Origin of the sequence: Sphingobacterium sp. UGAL515B_05 (assembly GCF_033097525.1) — a bacterium.
GTDB lineage: Bacteria > Bacteroidota > Bacteroidia > Sphingobacteriales > Sphingobacteriaceae > Sphingobacterium.
In genome coordinates this window covers 2,589,898-2,609,165 of record NZ_CP109907.1, presented here as the reverse complement: position 1 = coordinate 2,609,165, position 19,268 = coordinate 2,589,898, and the positions used below count along the sequence as shown (strand labels likewise).

The 19,268-nt window shown below is 42.1% G+C and carries 8 protein-coding genes; all 8 read right to left on the bottom strand.

Annotated elements, in window-relative coordinates:
- Nucleotides 1–227: 227 nt before the first annotated feature.
- The 8 genes from OK025_RS10420 to OK025_RS10385 all read right to left on the bottom strand — a co-directional run bounded on the left by OK025_RS10420 (nt 228) and on the right by OK025_RS10385 (nt 19,164).
- Nucleotides 228–2,384 (bottom strand): hypothetical protein, encoded by a 2,157-nt coding sequence (locus OK025_RS10420; protein WP_317669407.1) that lies wholly within the window; start codon nt 2,382–2,384, stop codon nt 228–230.
- Nucleotides 2,385–2,460: 76 nt separating this feature from the next.
- Complete coding sequence (locus OK025_RS10415) at nt 2,461–6,048, bottom strand: DUF4450 domain-containing protein (protein WP_317669406.1); 3,588 nt, start codon at nt 6,046–6,048, stop codon at nt 2,461–2,463.
- Between the two features lie 117 nt (nt 6,049–6,165).
- Nucleotides 6,166–7,566 carry a glycoside hydrolase family 28 protein gene (locus tag OK025_RS10410; protein WP_317669405.1) on the bottom strand — a complete coding sequence of 467 codons (1,401 nt, stop codon included), beginning with the start codon at nt 7,564–7,566 and terminating at the stop codon, nt 6,166–6,168.
- A 132-nt stretch (nt 7,567–7,698) separates the two neighbouring features.
- Nucleotides 7,699–8,760, bottom strand: a complete 1,062-nt coding sequence (locus tag OK025_RS10405; protein WP_317669404.1) for a glycoside hydrolase family protein — start codon at nt 8,758–8,760, stop codon at nt 7,699–7,701.
- 198 nt (nt 8,761–8,958) lie between these two features.
- The gene (locus OK025_RS10400) at nt 8,959–11,037 is read right to left on the bottom strand and encodes a RagB/SusD family nutrient uptake outer membrane protein (protein ID WP_317669403.1); all 2,079 of its coding nucleotides are present in this window, start codon (nt 11,035–11,037) and stop codon (nt 8,959–8,961) included.
- Nucleotides 11,038–11,067: 30 nt separating this feature from the next.
- Nucleotides 11,068–14,196: a TonB-dependent receptor gene (locus tag OK025_RS10395; protein WP_317669402.1), complete on the bottom strand. Its 3,129-nt coding sequence runs from the start codon at nt 14,194–14,196 to the stop codon at nt 11,068–11,070.
- 284 nt (nt 14,197–14,480) lie between these two features.
- Complete coding sequence (locus OK025_RS10390) at nt 14,481–15,989, bottom strand: RagB/SusD family nutrient uptake outer membrane protein (RefSeq protein ID WP_317669401.1); 1,509 nt, start codon at nt 15,987–15,989, stop codon at nt 14,481–14,483.
- A 1-nt stretch (nt 15,990) separates the two neighbouring features.
- Nucleotides 15,991–19,164 carry a TonB-dependent receptor gene (locus OK025_RS10385; RefSeq protein ID WP_317669400.1) on the bottom strand — a complete coding sequence of 1,058 codons (3,174 nt, stop codon included), beginning with the start codon at nt 19,162–19,164 and terminating at the stop codon, nt 15,991–15,993.
- Nucleotides 19,165–19,268 lie beyond the last annotated feature (104 nt).

The following is a 19,268-nucleotide window of genomic DNA, read 5'->3' as shown; positions in this document are numbered from 1 at the left end:
GTTTATAAATATTTAATAGGAAAGAGCGAATACCAAAAAACATAAATGAAATATATATTTTTTCATAACAATGAAAGTTTCAAGCTCATGAACAAAAGCTGGGGTTATACCTGTTTATATTGGTTATTACAATACTATAAAATGTGTCCGATTTCATCATCCTGTACTGTACTGCTATTTTTCAATGGACAGTTCAATTTTAGGATGAGGGTGTTCGGTTGGATATATTAGGGCATTTTTTTAAATCCTTCTTTTTTTATAACCCATGAGCCATCTTTTGGAAACCCTGGTAAATCACTGTTGGAAGCGTCCCACCCTTCAAGCATCATCGCTACGGTCGTGAGCACACCACCATTGCCTGGTAAATAGATCCGCAGGCGTTCATCTTGATAATTATGTCCATTTTTGAGATAGGTATTGGTTTGGACATTCATAAATAATGCATCCAGCGCTTTATGGGGAAGATTCAGACGAGCAGCATTCATGGCCGTCATGGGAAAATCCCACCCCCAGGTCTTTTCCCAATGCCATTTCTCCCAAACGACATCCAGTGTGTTTTTCATCACCGCTTTATTTAGCTTCGGTGATTCAGGAACCATCCCTAATGCACCGAGTACCGCGGGATGGTCCATCATCCAACGATCGTACGTATAAGAATCGGGAGCAGTTTCAGTGGCCAAGTAGATGTTGTCCTTACTTGGTAAGGGGGCCAGTTTTTCAATAACTTGATCCCATTTGGTCACTCTGGGTTCTCCCAGACGCTCCTTCCATTGTTGCGCTATACGAAGTGCCCAATCCCAATAGGCGACCTCATACGTCGGGTTCATCGTCTCGGAAGCCTTGAAAACTTCTTGTGCAGGAATAACTCCCTTGCCTACATTATAGCGACCCGTTGCCTGATCATAATGTGCAAAGTCGGCCATGAAATCAGCTGTGGCAAATACGAGATCCTTATATTTTTTTAAGACAGCGAGATCCTTTTTGTCCCGATAGGCCAATTCGGTCATATAGATAATATGTGGCTGTTGCCAAACTAAAAATGCAGCTACCGATGAGGGGCTTTCATTCCCTTCGTTATCGGACATTTTGATCCATCTAACCCCTTGATAGCCCTGTCGTTTTGCGAGTTCTCTCGCTTTTTCAAAGGTCCTAAAATAATAATCCAATGTTTTTTCCATAATTTCAGGACGTCCCCATAATGCAAAATGCACAGCATGCCACCAATGCATTTCCGTATGTGGCTTTCCATACCAACTATTAAAAGTGAGACCTGTTTCTTGGGGTGGATTACTTCCTCCGCATTGTACTTTTGTCAGATATTGAGAGAGTACAACTCTTCTTTCCAACTCATTGGCTCTTGGATCTGTGCTACCCGCAAAGTCAACCGCAGCACCACTTTCCCAAAAATGCTTCCAGGACCTTGCACTTTCACCTGCTGCATCCATATACTGGATCCTCTTCTTATCAAAGTTGTTTGTGGGCGCAAATGCAAATGAAAAATCAAACTCTTTGACCTCAGGAGCTGGTTGGTACACAAAATAGTGTGAAGCCGTATTTTTTAAAGTTCCCTGTGAGTAATCCAATTGTGTAAAGTAACTGGCTCCCTGCAACTGATGATTTATCACTGCAACATGTGCAGATTGAGCTACGATCGTTGTTTTATGATCATTCACCTGATCATAGTTGGTACCTTCATCCAAAAATTTTCCGCTTGGGTAAGGATAGTGTACAAATATTTTCAGCCTTTGCTGTGCAATCAATGGCGAAGCGACATGTACTGCAACGCGGTCACTGCTTTGATACGATGTGGTTTTTACAGAGACAGGTTCTCCTTCAATCTGAAATTCACTTGTGATAATACCCGTCCAAAGGTTCAGCTCCTGTCGAATAGCCTGGATATGTTGTGCCGTTGCCCGTTGCCCGTTTTTCAAATAAAGTTCCAAGCCCACGTTACCCAATTGCAGACGGTGTTTATTTTCCCTAAAATAGTTTACAGCTTCTGCATTGCGTTCCGGTTCTTTCAATTGGATGCTATATTGCGCGTTCCGCCCTTCGCTGTTAAAGTCGTAGGATTTTAATGTTTCTTCGAATTTATAGTTCTTTGTATTGGGGAAGGAATCCCATCCCCACTCTGACTGTGTTCCCAAGGAAACCCCATTTTTATAATAAATGGGAAAAGACTGCATTCCTGTAGCATCGACCGTATAGGCAAAGGTACCATTACCGACTGTGAGCGAAGCTAATGTATCCATGGTATGATTGGAGACATTGTGCCTTTTAACGACATTTTCCCGATTAATTTTGGTTCCTTGTTGCGCTAGGACTAACATAGGACTTAAAACACTTACAAGGAAAGTGAAAATAATACTAAACTTCTTTTTCATCTATATTGGATTTTTATGCATACTATATTCGTGTTCAAGATTCCTCCGGAAATTCCGGAGTACATTCTCAATTTATCTATCGCATTAAAGTGAGACCTATCAGACCGATGACCGCATCGTTTGCTACGGCGATAAGCTCTACTGATTGAAGTTTCTTTTTATTGTTTAGAGGCAAATCCAATAATGAAGCTGCTCCACCATCAATGGCACGATTGCTATACCCCTTGATATCGGTATAATGACTCCAGGTTCCGCCCTTATAAAGCTCTCCAGACTTCAGACTGATTCGGTAAGGAATTCGTTCATCGGGGAGTTCAAAAGCGTGATTATCATCGAGATAATCCTGTTCGATAGGCCACCAGTTGATCGGGTTGATGAGATCTAACGTATCAAAAGTTCCATCAGTATAATTGACCTTAATATTGGCGTTGATAAGCTGGGATTGCATCGGATTTGTAGAACCGGCGACCAAGAGATACATTTTGCTGGCCTGGCCGGCTAAAGGTATTTTGACGCTTTTTGGATAATTATCCCACTGACTGACAAAGACCACATTTTTGGAGTCATTTTTTAGCTGAAACGGAATACCTAGGTATATTAGATCCCCTTGCTTGCCTTTTTTCATGATTCCCCTGTCGTCAATATTTGCCGTCGTCAATGGATAACACCAATTGCCTATTCCCTGCCAAGGCAGCTGCAAGGTTGGCCCTTCCGGTCTTGGCGAAAGATATTTCTGTTGGAAGATATCCGTCAAACGCGCGTTGTAATAACTCGATAAATTTTCCGCTAAAAAATCAGGTTTATCATCGATATTCCAATCGATATAATCTACTGTTTGGCGATAAGTTCCCACAACCAGATTAACGCGATTTGTTCCCTTTGAAAAGATATTGTTGGGAAGTTCCAATTTCTTTATTTCTCCTGATCTCAAGCTGAAGGCTGTTTGAAAATCCTGATGATCAATTACCAGTTGTTGTGGCTGAGCAGAACGGTTTTCCACCATCAAAAAATAGTTTAGCTCTTTACGCAGAATAGTTGAATTTACAGGCGGTAATAGCCGAATATCAACTGCCTGCCACCAAACCATAGCTCCCTGTTGAAGCTTCACGAAAAAGGTTCCTACCCGCTCATGCTGGACAAAAGAAAATTTGTGACCGGCTTTCTTTTGGATAATTCCTTGAGGATCGTAGCTTTCCAACAATTGGGTATTAGCAGGTAAGGGAAAAGCCCATTGATCGGTGAAAACTTGCTCCACATTTTTGGTATCCATCTTTTCGAGTTTGCCATCCCCCATTATCGTGATGTCGAAATTCCGCTCAGCTTCAGATTCAACAACAATACATGCCCCATTTATAGCGGAAGACTTTAATGACCACTTGACTTCTTTTCCATTGACTTTAACAGCACTCACCTGGGTAAAATCTACGGAAACTTCCAAAGCAAGTTTTACGGGCATCGCATAACGCGTGTTAATCTGAAATGTAACAGCAGTTTTAGTTTTCTTATACGTATAACTCCATTCCGGCATTTCAATCTGTGCAAAATTCCATGTCGATGGGAAACCAGGTTTAAGAAACAATTGTTTGTCCAGTAGACGTGGATGCACGCCAAATAATCCTTCGACTAATGTACGAGATGCTACACCGATCGGGTCGGCAAAATCACGGTATAATTCGCCTCTAAATGCATCATAGTGGGAAAGCTGCTGAAAGTTGGCGGGACTGATCCCATGATACATACTTTCCATGAGGTTACTTTTCCAGAGCTGATAGGCATCATCCGCCCGACCAGATTGCCAATAGGCCAATGCTGTCTGTAGATTCTCTGCCAAAGCAACATTATTGACCGACCAAGTGTAAGGCTGCCATGTCGTCGTCGGCAATGTATACAGGTCATGCTGTTCCTGTCCTTTGACACGAATAGGAATCTTTGGCAAATAGTTAGTTACATATTGGAGATTTTGGTAGCTTTCAAAATCATCCAGGATAGCAGCGTCTGCGGCATGATAAATGGTCCACAAACCCGCATTTTCGTGTATAAGCTGATTGCCAAGCGCATCCTGGAACTCGGCAAAATGACCTTTCTTTTGCAACCAAAGTCGATCTTTTAGCGCTTTTTGAATCTTATTTGCTTCTTGTTGGTAGGGCGTCGCATCCTCACCTATTACCTTTGCGAGTTTGGCCATCATTTGATTGGCACGGTACATATAGGCGGTTGTGTGCGTGACCGCGCCACCGGAATATTGTAAACCATCACTTGCCCATATTGCACAATAGGCATCGTATAAGCCATCATTGTCCTGATCGAAATTTCGCTTTTCCCAGTTGAGATGCCGAGTCAGCGTTGGCCACATCTCTTTGATATAAGCAACATCCCCTGTATAATTAAAATGTGACAACAATTGATCGATAAAGACCAAGTTCATATCGTAGTGATGGGGTACCGTATTATTATTTGGATTCCGAGAAATGTAGCCGCTTGAAAACATAGAAGTACCCATTTTTTCCAAATGTCGAGCTAAGTGCAAAGTTGTATCCATCACCACCCGTCCAGCAGCGGGTTCTCTAACCTGCGAATTCGCATAACTCGAAAAATGTTCTTTCGCTCTGTCATGCCATCCCAATACATCTGCGGTGTAAGCTCCCCGCCAAGCATTCAAACGCATACGCCATGCCACAGCTCCATGCAAGAAAGTAGGCGATTCCCAAATTCCATCAGCGGCTGCCGAAAGCGCTGCCCCCAAATTATTGATGTATCGATCCGGTGTGTTTATTTTAACCCGACTAGCCAGCGAAACCCTTTTCTGATCCGCTAGCTCATAAATCTTTTCCAATGAGCCTTCAGAAAATTCCGCAGCAGAACGCTTCCCTTTAGCGATTTGAATATAACTTGATTTTTTAGTCAGCATAAATTTCCCGACAAGGATAGGACTACCCTTATTCTCCGTTTTCGTCAGATTAGAGAGATCATCCAAAACGGTAGCATCTGACATCCGTAGTGCTGAGAGTCCTGAAAAACTACCCTGAATAAATTGGGGCTCATTTTTCTTATTTTGATACTTAAGTCCAAAACTATTTTTTTCCAGTGTATATTGATTCTGTTCACAATATGCAGGAAGAAGATAAAACCCCGATTCTGGATCTGCACCTATGTCGCCATTTCTACTGAATGTTTTTCCGCTAGCTCTCCCATAGACAGCGTAAAGATGTGCATCCTGTTTAATATTCGCCGCCTGTAATTTTACGATCATCCCTTCGGCATCGGCCTGCGCCATTACAACGATATCGATATAACCATTTCCAAGTAAGGCATCTTTGATGCGATAATACATCGCTCCGGGTCGATACCTTGTCTCAATATGATCGGCATCAATCACTTTTTTTCGCTGCTGCTTATTGTTGAGAACAAACTGTAAGTTCCCTGCCATCCCCGGCATGTACAATGCAAATTCAGGTAAATCGCCTGCTTCTACACGGGATGCCAGGTTATTACCATAAAGAGCACGATTAAATCGATATCTTCCATTCACCAGTAAGAAATCTCCTTTATCCTCGGTATAATGCAGTACACGATCGTTATCTTGCCAATGTTTTGACTGGGCAACAGCTATCTCCAGGATAGTCCCAACTAGCAAACCGCAAAAAATCAAATACTTTCGTATCATATCAATAATTAGTTCATGAATTAGCTATGTGCAGATCTTTTTAATGACCGGTAGCTACTTCTTAGTCACTGGAGTTTATACTTCCCATCGATGGTAACCATCGATGGTTGTGTTACGTTAATCGAAAGACTTGATTTCTTTTCCATTGACAATAACATTTTTTAGCAAGACATTCTTGAGGTAATCAACTTTAAACGCTTCTTTTACACCATCAATTTTACAATTGACCATCGTAAAATCGGTTATAGGTGAAGATTCGTATGCCGTGGAGAGCACAGCATACTTTCCACCACCTTTAACATGGAGATTTTCGACCCAGATATTGCGAATCGTTGGAATATGTTTTCCGGGTTTTTCATAAAACATATTAAATCGTACAGCCGCTTCCTTATATTGCCCCACTTCCGTGTTATAAAAAAAAACGTTCTCAATGATCCCACCTCGGCTCGAACTGGTTTTTATCCGTAGAGCCCGATCCAAATTTGGACTGTCCATGACATTGTTGAGTGCATAGATATTTCTGGCTCCGCCTGCAATTTCGCTACCGATAACGACGCCGCCATGACCATCTTTCATTTCACAATTTTCGATGATATGATTCTCCGCAGGTCGACCAATATTGCGGCCATCTTCATCTCTTCCCGATTTAATAGCAATACAGTCATCGCCGGTATCAAAATAACAATTTCTGATCCATACATTTTTACTTGCTTCAGGATCGCAGCCGTCATTATTAGGTCCATGACTCACCACTTTCACACCTTCAATCAATACATTCTCACATAGGACAGGATTAAGATTCCACATCGGAGAATTAATCAGCTTGACGTCAGCAATCCAGACATTTTTACATAAATAAGGCTGCACAAAATTGGGGCGAAGAAAATTGCCGTCGCCAAATACTCTTTTATACGGGTCCATCTCTTCAGCCATCTGCTGATGCAAAATTGCCCGGGCAGGCTTTTGTTCTCCAGGGCGGCCTTCGTGCCATCCATATTTTCGGGCACCACACCAATACCACCAATGATCATTATCGGCATTTCCATCCAACAATCCTTTTCCTGTGATGGCAATATTCTCTTCTTTGTACGCATAGATGAAAGGAGAAAAATTGATGCATTCCATGCCCTCCCAACGCGTGAATACCATCGGATAATCAGCACTATCGCGACTAAAGCGTACGGTTGCCCCTTCGCTGACATGAAGGTTGACGTTGCTTTTCAAATAGATTGCACCGGTCAGATAGACTCCTTTCGGGACTATTACGCGCCCTCCACCCTGCCTATTGCACGTTTCAATTGCTTTTCTAAAGGCTACAGTATTTTTTGTCCTGCCATCTCCAATAGCACCGAAATCGTCGATGGAATAATCTTTCTTTTCAAATGTAGGAGCAACAATGATCTTTTTAAGCTGTTCAATTTCCTTTAAGGGTTGCTTTGCACTGGTCCAGGATGTTTGTTGCGCTTGACTTGCTACACATGCAAAAATGACGAGGAGCATACTAAAAATCTTTTTCATTGGCTTATAATTGTTTCTGGTTGTACTTGTTTATATCAGCTGCCAAATTCAGCCCACTTGCATCGATCTTCCCAATACAGAAGCAAAACTTGCAGTTATTTTCTCAGAATAAACATGATTATGGCATACTCTTCACACGATCTCAAATACAAAGGCTGTCGAGGTTCCGGCTGTACCACCCTGCGTTGCCCCAAAAAGGAAACGCGGTTTATCCGTTATTTCATCCATCAGGACCATAGGTCTCTCAAGCCTGCCGAAGCGCTTCAAGTTGGCTGGTGGGGGCGGTTCCTGAATATAGGTCGATAAACCTAGATAAGCCACTTGCGGTTCAGACCATTTAACGCCATCTGATGATTTTAAGATCAATCCATCTTCGTGATTGTAAAACCCCATATCCCTTGCTAATAAACAATACTGTTCATCCTGTTTCCATACGAAAGCATCTTCAAGCTGTGCATTATGCGGACGATCAGAAAAATCAATGACCGGATGCTCTGATACTTTCACATATGGTCCCAAGGGATGTTCAGCTTTGGCCAATCCATACTTTCGATTTCCTCTAACAGGACCTTTATCCCGCAGATATTCAGCAGTATTCCAAGATTTATAATACAACCAAAATTTACCATCGTTACCTTTTAGAAATGCAGGATTTGTGGTACAATGATCATCCCATGCCCCCTCCACGCCAGGCAATAAGATTGGATTATCCTGCCGTTTCCATGGTCCATCCAGGTTTTTCGCCGTTGCTACGCCTATCCTTTTGGTATCTGTCTTTCCGTTGGAATTTCCCATATAAAAAAGATAATACGTATCCGCTATCTTTTTTATCAGTGGATTATGACAGGTGGTACTATCCCAAAATCCTTCCCGAGGTTGTAGAACAACATCTTTATGTTGGAATGTTTCATAGGGAGAATCAGCGACTGCGTGCGCTATCTCGGAACCTTTGATCCAGCCACCCATCCCTTTGTCCTTTCGCCAACGTGAATAAAAAAGATGAACCTTACCATCGTCGCCCCAAATCGGAGATGAGCACCAAATAAAGTAATCTACCAATTGTAAGGATCTTCCAATCGGTTTCAATTTAAAATAAGGAGACTCCAGTATACCCTTTTTAGCTGCCGTATCTAAAGGTAACACCATCATCGCCCACAAAAATGCATTTGATTTTAAGAAGACTCTTCTATCCATGTGAACATTTCCCTTCCGTTGATCTATAATTTGGTTTATTCCGATTCCCAATGCAATGAGAATCAAACCGAAAGATACCAAAATCAGCAATATTCCCTATCCTGCGCTATCCTGCAATCGCTTACATTTTGATAAAAAAAAACCTACCCATTCCATTCAGAACAGGTAGGTCAGGTTCACGTTTATTACCATCAAAAATTAATAGCCTGGATTTTGCATAGCCTGTTTTTCTGCAGGCGTCAATGCGGCACCGCTTTCATTGGTTGTTGCATCCAAGAAAGATTGCGGAATCGGTCGATAGTAATGTGTAGTTGGACTAAAGACTGTATTCCCGCGCACATAACCATCATTAAAGGCTTTCCATCTCGCTTCCAATGTTTTGGTGCGCGCCAAATCTTCCCATCTGTAAAGTTCACCGCACAATTCACGTGTGCGTTCATTCAACAAAAATGCCATCATTTTCTGTGCATTGCTTGTTGCCCCCAATTTCTCGTAGATCGGCGCATCAACTGCTGAATTATAAATGTCAGCGACAGAATTGATCAGCATCTGTGTTTCGGAAGAGGCCGTAGTTTTCGCAATATCATTATTGGATTCGTAGTATGAGTTTCCTTCCCAATAGATTGCTCCTTCCGCAGAAAAGCCGCCGCCCTTTCCAACAGCATAGGAATTATTCTTGTAGGCTTGTCCGCCATCGACATTCTTCGCTCGGTCTTCACCACTTTTATAGCCAGCACGACTGCGCAATTTATTGATCCACTGTATAGCATTGGCATATTGGCCCTCCCCCTTGCGGATATAGGCTTCGGCCACCATTAAGACATCTTCCGCCGAGCGCGCCATAATAACATCTCGCGTACCATTGGCAGACGCTATACTAACCCGATAGCCATCTCTGAACTTCGAAAGCGCCACATAACGTGATTGAACACCAAAGTATCCGTTATTTCCATGCTGACCCACCCAAGCTTGAGGTTCTCCCTGAAAGTAACGTACAAAAGTATGCGGGTTCTGCATCACGCCATTTTTAAGAACTCCTGTTGCATCACCGGCCACTGCTTTGTAGCGTGTATCGCCAGCGTTGTTGACAATGTATTTAATACCCAGCTCTCCACCTTTAAACCGCTTCGTTCCAACAACAGTTCCTTCAGGCCCAAGCGATGCATTAGCTGCAGTCCAGACAGGGGCATTAGCGGTATTATTGGCACCATACATCGTAATAAAGGATTTCCAGAAACGTGAATCATTCACCCTGTCAAATACATCCAGCGTATAATTTGTGGTACGGGCATAAGAAAATTCACGGTCACCGGAGATATCGCGGCTTGTTCCGCCTAAATCTTGATAAACAGCAGGGTAGTAAAGATGGATCTGATTTCCATAACGCCCCCAGGTTGCCTGGTCGTCCGAAAACTGTGCCGACAGAACAACCTCCGAGACTTTTTCGTTAGCACTATTGGCCTTTTGATAATCCCATAGTTTTACGTAATCATCTACCAGGGGATGTGCCGCCACGACCTCCGTTCCATATTTGATGACAGCATCTAAGTCTTCCGCGGTATATTTTGAATTCCAAGCGGCATATAGCTCACTCGATCGAGTCAATCGTGCTTTAGCAATGTAGTGTGCTGCAGCTGATTTTGTTACACGCCCAAATTCTGTCGCCGAAGCCGGCAACAACGTATAAGCCTGCTCAAGATCCGCTATGGCCTGTGCAAAACAAGCATCTTCAGAAGCTCTAGTAAAATAGGATTCAACCTTTTCGGTCGGGGTCAATTTCAGGGGGACACCTCCAAACTGTACAATCAACTGTAAGTAGAAATAGCCCCGCATAAAGTATCCCTCGCCAAGACGTGTATTATAATTGGCATTGGATTTATCATAATATAAGGGTACGTTTTGAATCAGGGTATTGGCCGATTCGATACCGCTATACATATTATCAAACACCGGCTGAATATTTCCACCTCCATAAGTTGATTCAGCAGGATTAAGATCCATACTATAACTATTAAAGCTTGGGGAAGCATTATTTGCATCCGTAAACTCATCTACACCTAGATTGAACAGGGCCATCCCCCAGGTATAATTATATTTAAATTTCAATTTGGAGTAAACACCGGTTGCTAAATCATCTAGCCCTGCCTGAGTTTTAAAATAGTCTGTATCCGGTATGGTAATCTGCTCCTCTTTCAAAAAGTCTTTACTACAGGCGTTCAATACTAATAATCCTGCCGCACCTAACATTGAAGCAACTAATATTTTATAATTTTTCATGAGAGTCAATTTTTTAAATCCTTTTGCTGCTTAAAATCCTATGTTCACGCCGATCACAGCTCCTCTTGTGGTGATGGCGGAGCCGGCTTGCGTTGTATTATTATTATAACTTGCTAAGTCTGGATCCAGAAAATCCACTTTTGAATACAACATCGCCGGGTTCATGATCTGTGCATAAACCTTAAAATTACTGATGCCAAGTTTTTGTAATTTTGTTTTCGAAAAATTATAACCTAAACTTACATTTCTTAGCTTGATAAATGATCCATCACGGTAATTCATGGAAGAGTTCCAAGGATCTGCCGCTTCACCATTTGAGCCTGGCTGATAATATTCAGCATCTTCATGAACGCCCGGAATAAAGTAGTCCAATTTGCGCTGCATATAACGACCATCCAAAGTAGCAGCTCCAGCGTTTATGGTCTGTCCCCAACGCGAGAAAATAAAGAAAGATAAGTCAAAGTTTTTGTAGGTGAATGTATTCATAATCCCGCCAGACCATTTTGGACGATAGGATCCTAACACTTGTCGATCATAATTGCGATCTACTTTGCCATCAGGAACACCATCGGGACCACTAATATCCTTCACACGGATCTGTCCGGGTTTAGCGCCATATTTTTTAGCCTCCTCTGCTTCTGAGGTTTTCCAAATACCATCGTAAACCACATCATAAGGGACTTGAATCTCCTGACCAACAATCCAGTTATTGGTTAAATCTTCTTTTCGTCCGTTATTCAATTCGAGTATTTTATTCTTGTCTTTGGACCAAGTTAAAGTCGTATTCCACTGGAAGTTATCATTCTTAACATTGATTGTATTGATCTGAAGGTCAATCCCCCAGCCTGAAGTCTTACCAACATTTGCCATTGTGGCCCCATAGCCTAAAACAGAGTTTAGCGTCATGGCCAATAACAGATCATTCGTCTTCGTTTTATACATGTCCAAAGCACCGCTGATTCGGTTATTTAGAAAGCCATAATCTATACCCAAATTATATTGGGTCGTACGCTCCCAGCCTAATTCTGGATTGGCCATTTTTTGCGGATTAGCAGCTGAAGGATCAGAGGCAACATATCCTGGTGTTGAATTCGTCGCGCTCCAGTTGTAAAAATTTTGGGTCAATAATCCTTTCGTTTGATAAGGTCCAATTGCGGCATTACCAACAATACCAGCTCCCAAACGCAATTTTAGTGTATTGACAAAGCGAGCGTCTTTCATAAAATTTTCTTGGTCAATGCGCCATGATGCAGCTACGGAAGGAAATGAGCTCCATTGATGCCCCGGTGCCAATACCGAAGATCCATCCCAACGCACAAAAGCAGTCAACATATAACGGTCCTTATAGCTATAATTTACACGTGCCATATAGGATTCCATTTGTCGCTCAGATAAGCCCGTTCCCCAACTGCCGATAAAACCTCCTGAATTTATATTATACCATAATTCTTCTGCGCTATACACATCCGTGGCTTTCATATTACTTGATTCAGAATTATACTTGGAAGAACTCTGCAACAAGGTTATACCAAGGTGGTGATCCGTTCCAAAATCGCGGTCGTAATAGATCAAATTGTCTAAAGTCCAAGCTAAATTGCGGTTTGTTGAATAAGTCACCGCATTATTTCCATCACCATTTATTCCCTCGGCTGCATTTGCTAAACCCAACCGGTAATATCTAAACTCAGGTCCAAATTGCACCCGATATTTTAAACCTTTCAATGGCTCATAAATCTGTCCAAAATCCAATTGGCTAAAGAAACTACCATTGGCGCCAAAAGTCTGACGTTGATTGGTATTATATTCCAATTCATTAATTGGATTGATGATATTGATATCACCCGCAGCAGGATTTCTCAGATAGTTTCCGTTGTCATCATAAGGAACTGTCCAAGGTAACATACCTCGTAAAGCACTGTAATAGTCACCTGCACCTGTTACAGATTTAGAGAAATTATAGCCATAATCTTGATCGGAGAAGAATGTGTTTATTGAAGCTCCCATGGTAAACCATTTTGTTGGCGTAGCTTCAAAACTTACTTTTGAAGTATAGCGATTAAATTTCTGACCGGGTTGTGTAGCATCTTGCTTAAGATAACCAAAAGAACCATAACCTTTGGAGTTTTCCCCTCCCCCTGAAACGCTTAAAGTATGTTCGGTCGATAAGGCATTTTTACGTCCAAGATCTGCCCAATCGTAATTACCGACTAGGCTTGGATCCCATACAGTATTGTTATTAGTCCAACCTTTAGCAATATTTGCCCATGAGGCAGCTACAGATCCCCATCTAGAAAGATCCTTTGCATAATCTGGTGTCGTCGTTCCGAATTTCGCCAAACGCGCATAATCCAACCATTCCGCAGCATCCATGTACTCTGTGACATCGTACATTTTCTCAAAAGTTGCCGTACCAGCATAATTCAACATTAAACGTCCTTTTTTTCCCTGCTTGGTCGTCACCAAAACAACACCGTTCGCTCCACGTGAACCATAGACAGCTGTTGCAGAAGCATCTTTTAAGACATCAATGGTCTCTATATCACTCGGATTGATATTGTCAATGCCACCGGCCTGTAATACCATCCCATCGACTACATACAGTGGTCCCTGATCTGCAGTGATCGATCGTACACCTCTTATCGTTATACTACCTGTTGTTCCCGGACGTTGGTTCGAAGTGATATCAACACCAGCCACCTTACCCTGCATTGCCTGCAATGCATCTTTCACAGGCATTGCCTTCAGTTCTTTCTCACCCACACTCGCTATCGAACCCGTCACATCCTTTTTTTTCATCGTGCCATAACCAACCACCACGACTTCGTCCATGACATCGACCTTTTGTGCAAGAACTATATTGAAGTTATTTCGACTACCCACAGAAATTTCTTGGGATTCGAAACCAAGGCTTCTGAAGGCCAATACATCCGATGGCAGTGCATTGATGGTAAATGACCCATCGGCATTGGTCTTTGCCGTCATAGTTTTGCCTTTTACCTGTACCGTCACACCTTGAACAGGTGAACCTTTTTCATCGTTTACTTTTCCAGTCCTAGCGGTTTGAGCAAATAAATTCAAGGTGCACAGCATCGCCATAAATAGCAAAAAAGTGTACTTCTTTACATGATGATCAAACCTAATTGTTAAATAGTTTATCATTAAAGTATTATTTAGGTATTATTTTATTCTTTCCCTTGTTGATCTTCGGTAGTGAAAATCGGTTTTCATTATACGAGATAATGAAAATGTTGTATGATCTTTACTTATTGCTTTATAGGACGACTGGCTTAAAAAAATAATCAGATTTCCCCTTAGGCTTATAATGTTGGTTAAAAGTAACAGGATGATTTGTAATAACCATCCTGTTCAATCCTGTCATTAGCTGGCGCCAAAAATAAAAAAATCGCCCTTAAATGCTAAGGGCGATTAAATCAATTAAGATATTAATATCCGGGATTCTGTGTATACAAGCCCGGACTATTGTCCAGTTCTGACTGTGGCACCGGATATAGGACATAATTGACTTGAAAATCTAACATCTGCTTTGCGACGTCCTCTTTCCTGATCCAAGCCTTCATGACCGATTCGACACTACCACCGCGGATAAGATCAAACCATCGCACCCCTTCGCCAATAAACTCTCTTCTGCGTTCATCCATCAGCTGTGATTTAGTGACATTCGTCAGCTCAGTTGTCAATCCGGCGCGTTTTCTGATTTGATTGACGACCGCATCTACATCCGTTTGAACGTTCCCAGAGGCGCCATTCAATATGCATTCCGCCTTTAACAACAGTAAATCGCTATAACGGAATACAATATAATTGATCGGCCAATCCATTCGGTTTGCAGGCACTTTGGTAAGGTCCACAAACTTCTTAACAAATGATCTTGTCTCAGCAACATTGCCATAAATATATCCTTGCTGAATACTGAACGTCTTTCTGCTGTCACCTGTATCATACAGCTTAAGCAGGTCGTCAGATACTGGCCTGATTGTTAAGCCTCCTTGCGTGGCTAGACCGAGTGAATTGAACCAATTATCAGGTACAAGCACCCAAGGAAATGTTGACCCAACAACAGGATTAGCGCCGCTTGAATATTCAATATTAAAAATCACCTCTTTGTTGCGCTCATTACCGTAATCAAAAATGCTATTATAGCTGGTCAGCAAAGTAAATTCATTGCTGTTGATCACCTCGTTAAACTGCTCCACCGCTTTCCCCCATTCATTACTGTTCAAACCCGCACCTTCAACGCCCAATGTGGGCCCCGATCGTGTCATGTAGACCAAGCCAAGCAACATTCTTGCAGCGTATTTATTGACACGGCCTTTATCTGCAGCAGCGTACGCACTAGGTGCAGGCAGCGCATTAATAGCTTTGTTCAGATCTTCAATAATCAAAGCATACAACTCCTCCACGTTACTCCGGCCAATGCTTTTAGCTTGGCTGGCGGATACCACCTTGTCTATCCGTGGCACTTTGCCAAAGTATCGGATCAAATCAAAATAAAAAAATGCACGTAAGAACCGGACTTCGCCTTCCATTCTATTGCGAAGGCTTTCATCAATAATAGCCGTGGAACCATTCGCCGCAAGTTGTTCCAAATAATTGTTTACACGAAAGATGCCGTTAAAATTTGTTTGCCAAGCTTCTATCACATAGGGGTTACTGGCAATCGTTTTATGAAAACTGTTGATCCCTTCCCAATCACGCACTCCGCCGTCCGACACTGCGTACAAATTATCCGATCGTGTTTCCGAGAGATTCATCAGGCGATCAGGATATCCTCGTGTACTGTTATATATAGCGTTCAATCCTTGAATAAAATCATTTGCTGTCTTAAAGTAGGTATCTGAAGTAGCACTCGAAATTGGTTGCTGGTTCAGATCCATTTTGCAAGATCCCAATAGACCTGCTATCAAAAAAAATAGGCTCAATTTTTTCATCATTCTAAAAATTTACGTTTAAACCAAATGTCATTGTCTTTGGAATTGCCAGGCCTCCATAATCACCCGCCTCGGGATAATCAGAGCTTCCGCTTAGATTTGTGTTTGAAGATTCCGGATTTACACCCCCATCATATTTGTCCTTTCCCCAAAAATTCTCCAATGTCACGAATAAACGGACTAAACTAAGCTTGGACTGACTCCCCAATTTCAGGTCTTTGATATTATAACCAAGCGTGACGTTGCGTAAACGCCAATAATCCGACGAATACAGCCAATCTGTATTTTTAATCCGTCCAAACGTTGAATAAGCTTTTCCAACACGACCTTCTCCAGGATCCTCTTCTGAACGCCATCTATCCCGATAAAATCCAAGCGCATTGTCTGATGATCCTTGACCGGTACGTCCCAAGGCACGTCCTAATAAAGAATAGATATGACCACCATTCTGGCCTTGGAACATAAAACTCAAATCAAAATTTTTATACTTAAAGTTGTTGGTTATCCCCCATACATAACTTGGGTTTGGATGCCCCACAATCACACGGTCATTCGCATCAATCACACCATCTCCATTGGCATCCACATATTTTGGATCGCCTGCCTTTTGGCTACCATACAACGCAGCCCCAGCATCAATGTCTGCTTGAGTCAATATACCGTCTTGTTTAACGACATAAATACTATACATCGGCTCGCCAATCCGTAGAAGACTATGCTGGATATCAAATGAGGACGGTATTAAAATCTCCTTTTGCTCACCATCAAGTTTTGTTACTTTATTGGAATTATGACTAATATTAAAAGAGGTAGACCATGAAAAATCTGCTTTTCTGACCTGATGGGAAATGATCTCTAAATCCCAGCCTTTACTTTTAACCTCTCCTGCATTATCCAAATAGGAAGAAAAACCTGTCGAAAGCATGGAAGGAACATTTAGCAATAAATCACTGCTCTTCCGGGTATACCAGTCAAATGATCCTGTAATGCGGGAACCCAAAAGGCCAAAATCCAATCCCACATCATAAGTCCGCGATTTTTCCCATCTTAGATCCGGATTAATGATATTGCTTGGTGCCTGTCCAGAAACGGAAAGGCCATTTGACGAATAATTGTAAAAGCCCAACAAGGCAATGCTACTGTAATCACCTATATTGTTATTCCCTGATTCACCATAGCTTCCGCGTAATTTCAGCTCATTGATAAAGGTAACTGGTTTCATAAAACGCTCCTGTGACAGACGCCAGCCCATGGACAATGATGGGAACCAACCCCATTTTGTATTGGATCCAAAACGCGATGAGCCGTCCCGACGAATACTTCCAGAAAGCAAATACTTACCGTCATAGGCATATTGCACACGCCCAAAATAAGAAAGCAAGACACTTTGCGTTGCGCCTGTTGAGGCAACTGTAGCAACGGCACCGTTCAAAGTTGTTATCGAACTATTGGTATAACCTCCCTGCGAGGTGATGGAAGAAGTTTCAAGTTTATCAAAATTATAGGCTTGCCCCAGCAAAGCGGTAATATCATGTTTGTCAAAATTGAGATGATAATTTAACGTATTCTCGTTTACAAAAGTTTGCTTTCGATACACACTGTTGGAGCCATAGGTAGCTTGATTCGGATTGTTGGTTCGGTTAGCCAAAGTTCCGCCTACAGTGTAGGGCTGAAATCTATTACTTCTGCTATCGGTTTGATCCAAATTAACTGTAGTCTTAAAATTGAAGTTATCAAGAATATTGTACTGTCCGTAAACTGTCCCCAGTAAACGTGAAATTTTGTTTTCCCCGATATAATAATTCAATTTGGCAATGGGATCATTTGTTGAAGTACTCCAAGGATATTTTTCATTGTCAAAAACGTTTACTGTTCCAGCAGGATGGTCCTGAACAGGTGACATCGAATAAATCTGATGCATGATATTATCCTTTCCTTCCACTCCGGGGTCATTTCCGATAGAATAGGTAGGTGCTAGGTTTAAACCAAATGCGAATTTTTTATTCGGTTTTACTTCAACGTTAGCTCTGGCAGTATAGTTTTTATAATCCAAGCCTTTCACAATACCTTGTTGATTGAGATAATTCCCCGAGACATAATAATTGACAAATTCTGTCGCTCCCGAAGCCGCAACCTGGTAGTTTTGGATCACTCCTTTTCGATACGCTTCGTCTTGCCAATTGATAAGGTAAAGCCCGGGACGTCCGGGTTCCAACCAACGGTCATCATACATATAAGATGTATTATATGTCCCCTCGGCGAGTCCCAATATTTTCCGTCGTTCGGCATTGCTTTGGCTTGCCAGCCTTCCGGTACCCGAGGCTTCCCATTGTGCATTGATCATCTCCACCGCTCTATCTATCCACTCTTCACCATTTAACATATCCAATTTTTTATAAGCCTCGGAAATGCCTATGTATGAATTGAGACTTACTTTAGCCTGGCCGCTCTTTCCGCGTTTTGTGGTGATCAAAACAACTCCGTTTGCTGCCCGGGATCCATAAATTGCAGCTGCAGATGCATCTTTTAGGACTTCCACAGATTCAATATCGTTTGGGTTCATATTATCCAGCGGATTTCCTGAGGCATAGTTTCCCGAGCCGTTTTGTGAGGCCGTTGACAGTGGGAAACCGTCAATGACATACAAGGGTTCACTCCCAGCGGTAATAGAGCCCGATCCCCTGACCTGAACACTTAACCCTTTTCCGGGAACACCTGTAGATTGCTTAACCCGTACACCGGACATCTGTCCGATCAGGGCTTGATCAACCCGTGCAATAGGGCGCTCATCGAGATTCTCAGCATTAAACTTTGAAACCGGAGCTATAAGGTTAGTTCGTTTTTGGGATCCATAGCCAATGACGACAACCTCATCCAATGCTTCTTGTTTCGGCAACAACTCGACACGTAGAAATGCTAATGTTGATACGCGGACTTCTTTCTGCTGGTATTCCACAGAACGAAATACAATATTGTCACCAGATTTTGCATGAATACTGAAATCACCATTTTGACTGCTTGCCCCTTCATTTTTGCCATTTACCTGGATTGTAACACCACTGATCGGCTGATTTTTATTATCAACAACTTTTCCCGTCAGTGTCCCCTGTGCGTACAATACATGTGTAAAAGCCATTTGAGCCACAACAATGGCTCCATATCGCATTATGTTTTTCATGGATTGAGTTTTTTAATTATTAATCTGATTTATATTGGTAAATCAATTTAAAAGAACTCATTTGATTAACTGTCCTGAACTTACATGATAACCAGACAATTGCA

What these genes read in the sequence shown, in the direction of transcription:
- OK025_RS10420 (WP_317669407.1), bottom strand. Translation starts at nt 2,384, where the DNA reads ATGAAAAAGAAGTTTAGTATTATTTTCACTTTCCTTGTAAGTGTTTTA.
- OK025_RS10415 (WP_317669406.1), bottom strand. Translation starts at nt 6,048, where the DNA reads ATGATACGAAAGTATTTGATTTTTTGCGGTTTGCTAGTTGGGACTATC.
- OK025_RS10410 (WP_317669405.1), bottom strand. Translation starts at nt 7,566, where the DNA reads ATGAAAAAGATTTTTAGTATGCTCCTCGTCATTTTTGCATGTGTAGCA.
- OK025_RS10405 (WP_317669404.1), bottom strand. Translation starts at nt 8,760, where the DNA reads ATGGATAGAAGAGTCTTCTTAAAATCAAATGCATTTTTGTGGGCGATG.
- OK025_RS10400 (WP_317669403.1), bottom strand. Translation starts at nt 11,037, where the DNA reads ATGAAAAATTATAAAATATTAGTTGCTTCAATGTTAGGTGCGGCAGGA.
- OK025_RS10395 (WP_317669402.1), bottom strand. Translation starts at nt 14,196, where the DNA reads ATGATAAACTATTTAACAATTAGGTTTGATCATCATGTAAAGAAGTAC.
- OK025_RS10390 (WP_317669401.1), bottom strand. Translation starts at nt 15,989, where the DNA reads ATGATGAAAAAATTGAGCCTATTTTTTTTGATAGCAGGTCTATTGGGA.
- OK025_RS10385 (WP_317669400.1), bottom strand. Translation starts at nt 19,164, where the DNA reads ATGAAAAACATAATGCGATATGGAGCCATTGTTGTGGCTCAAATGGCT.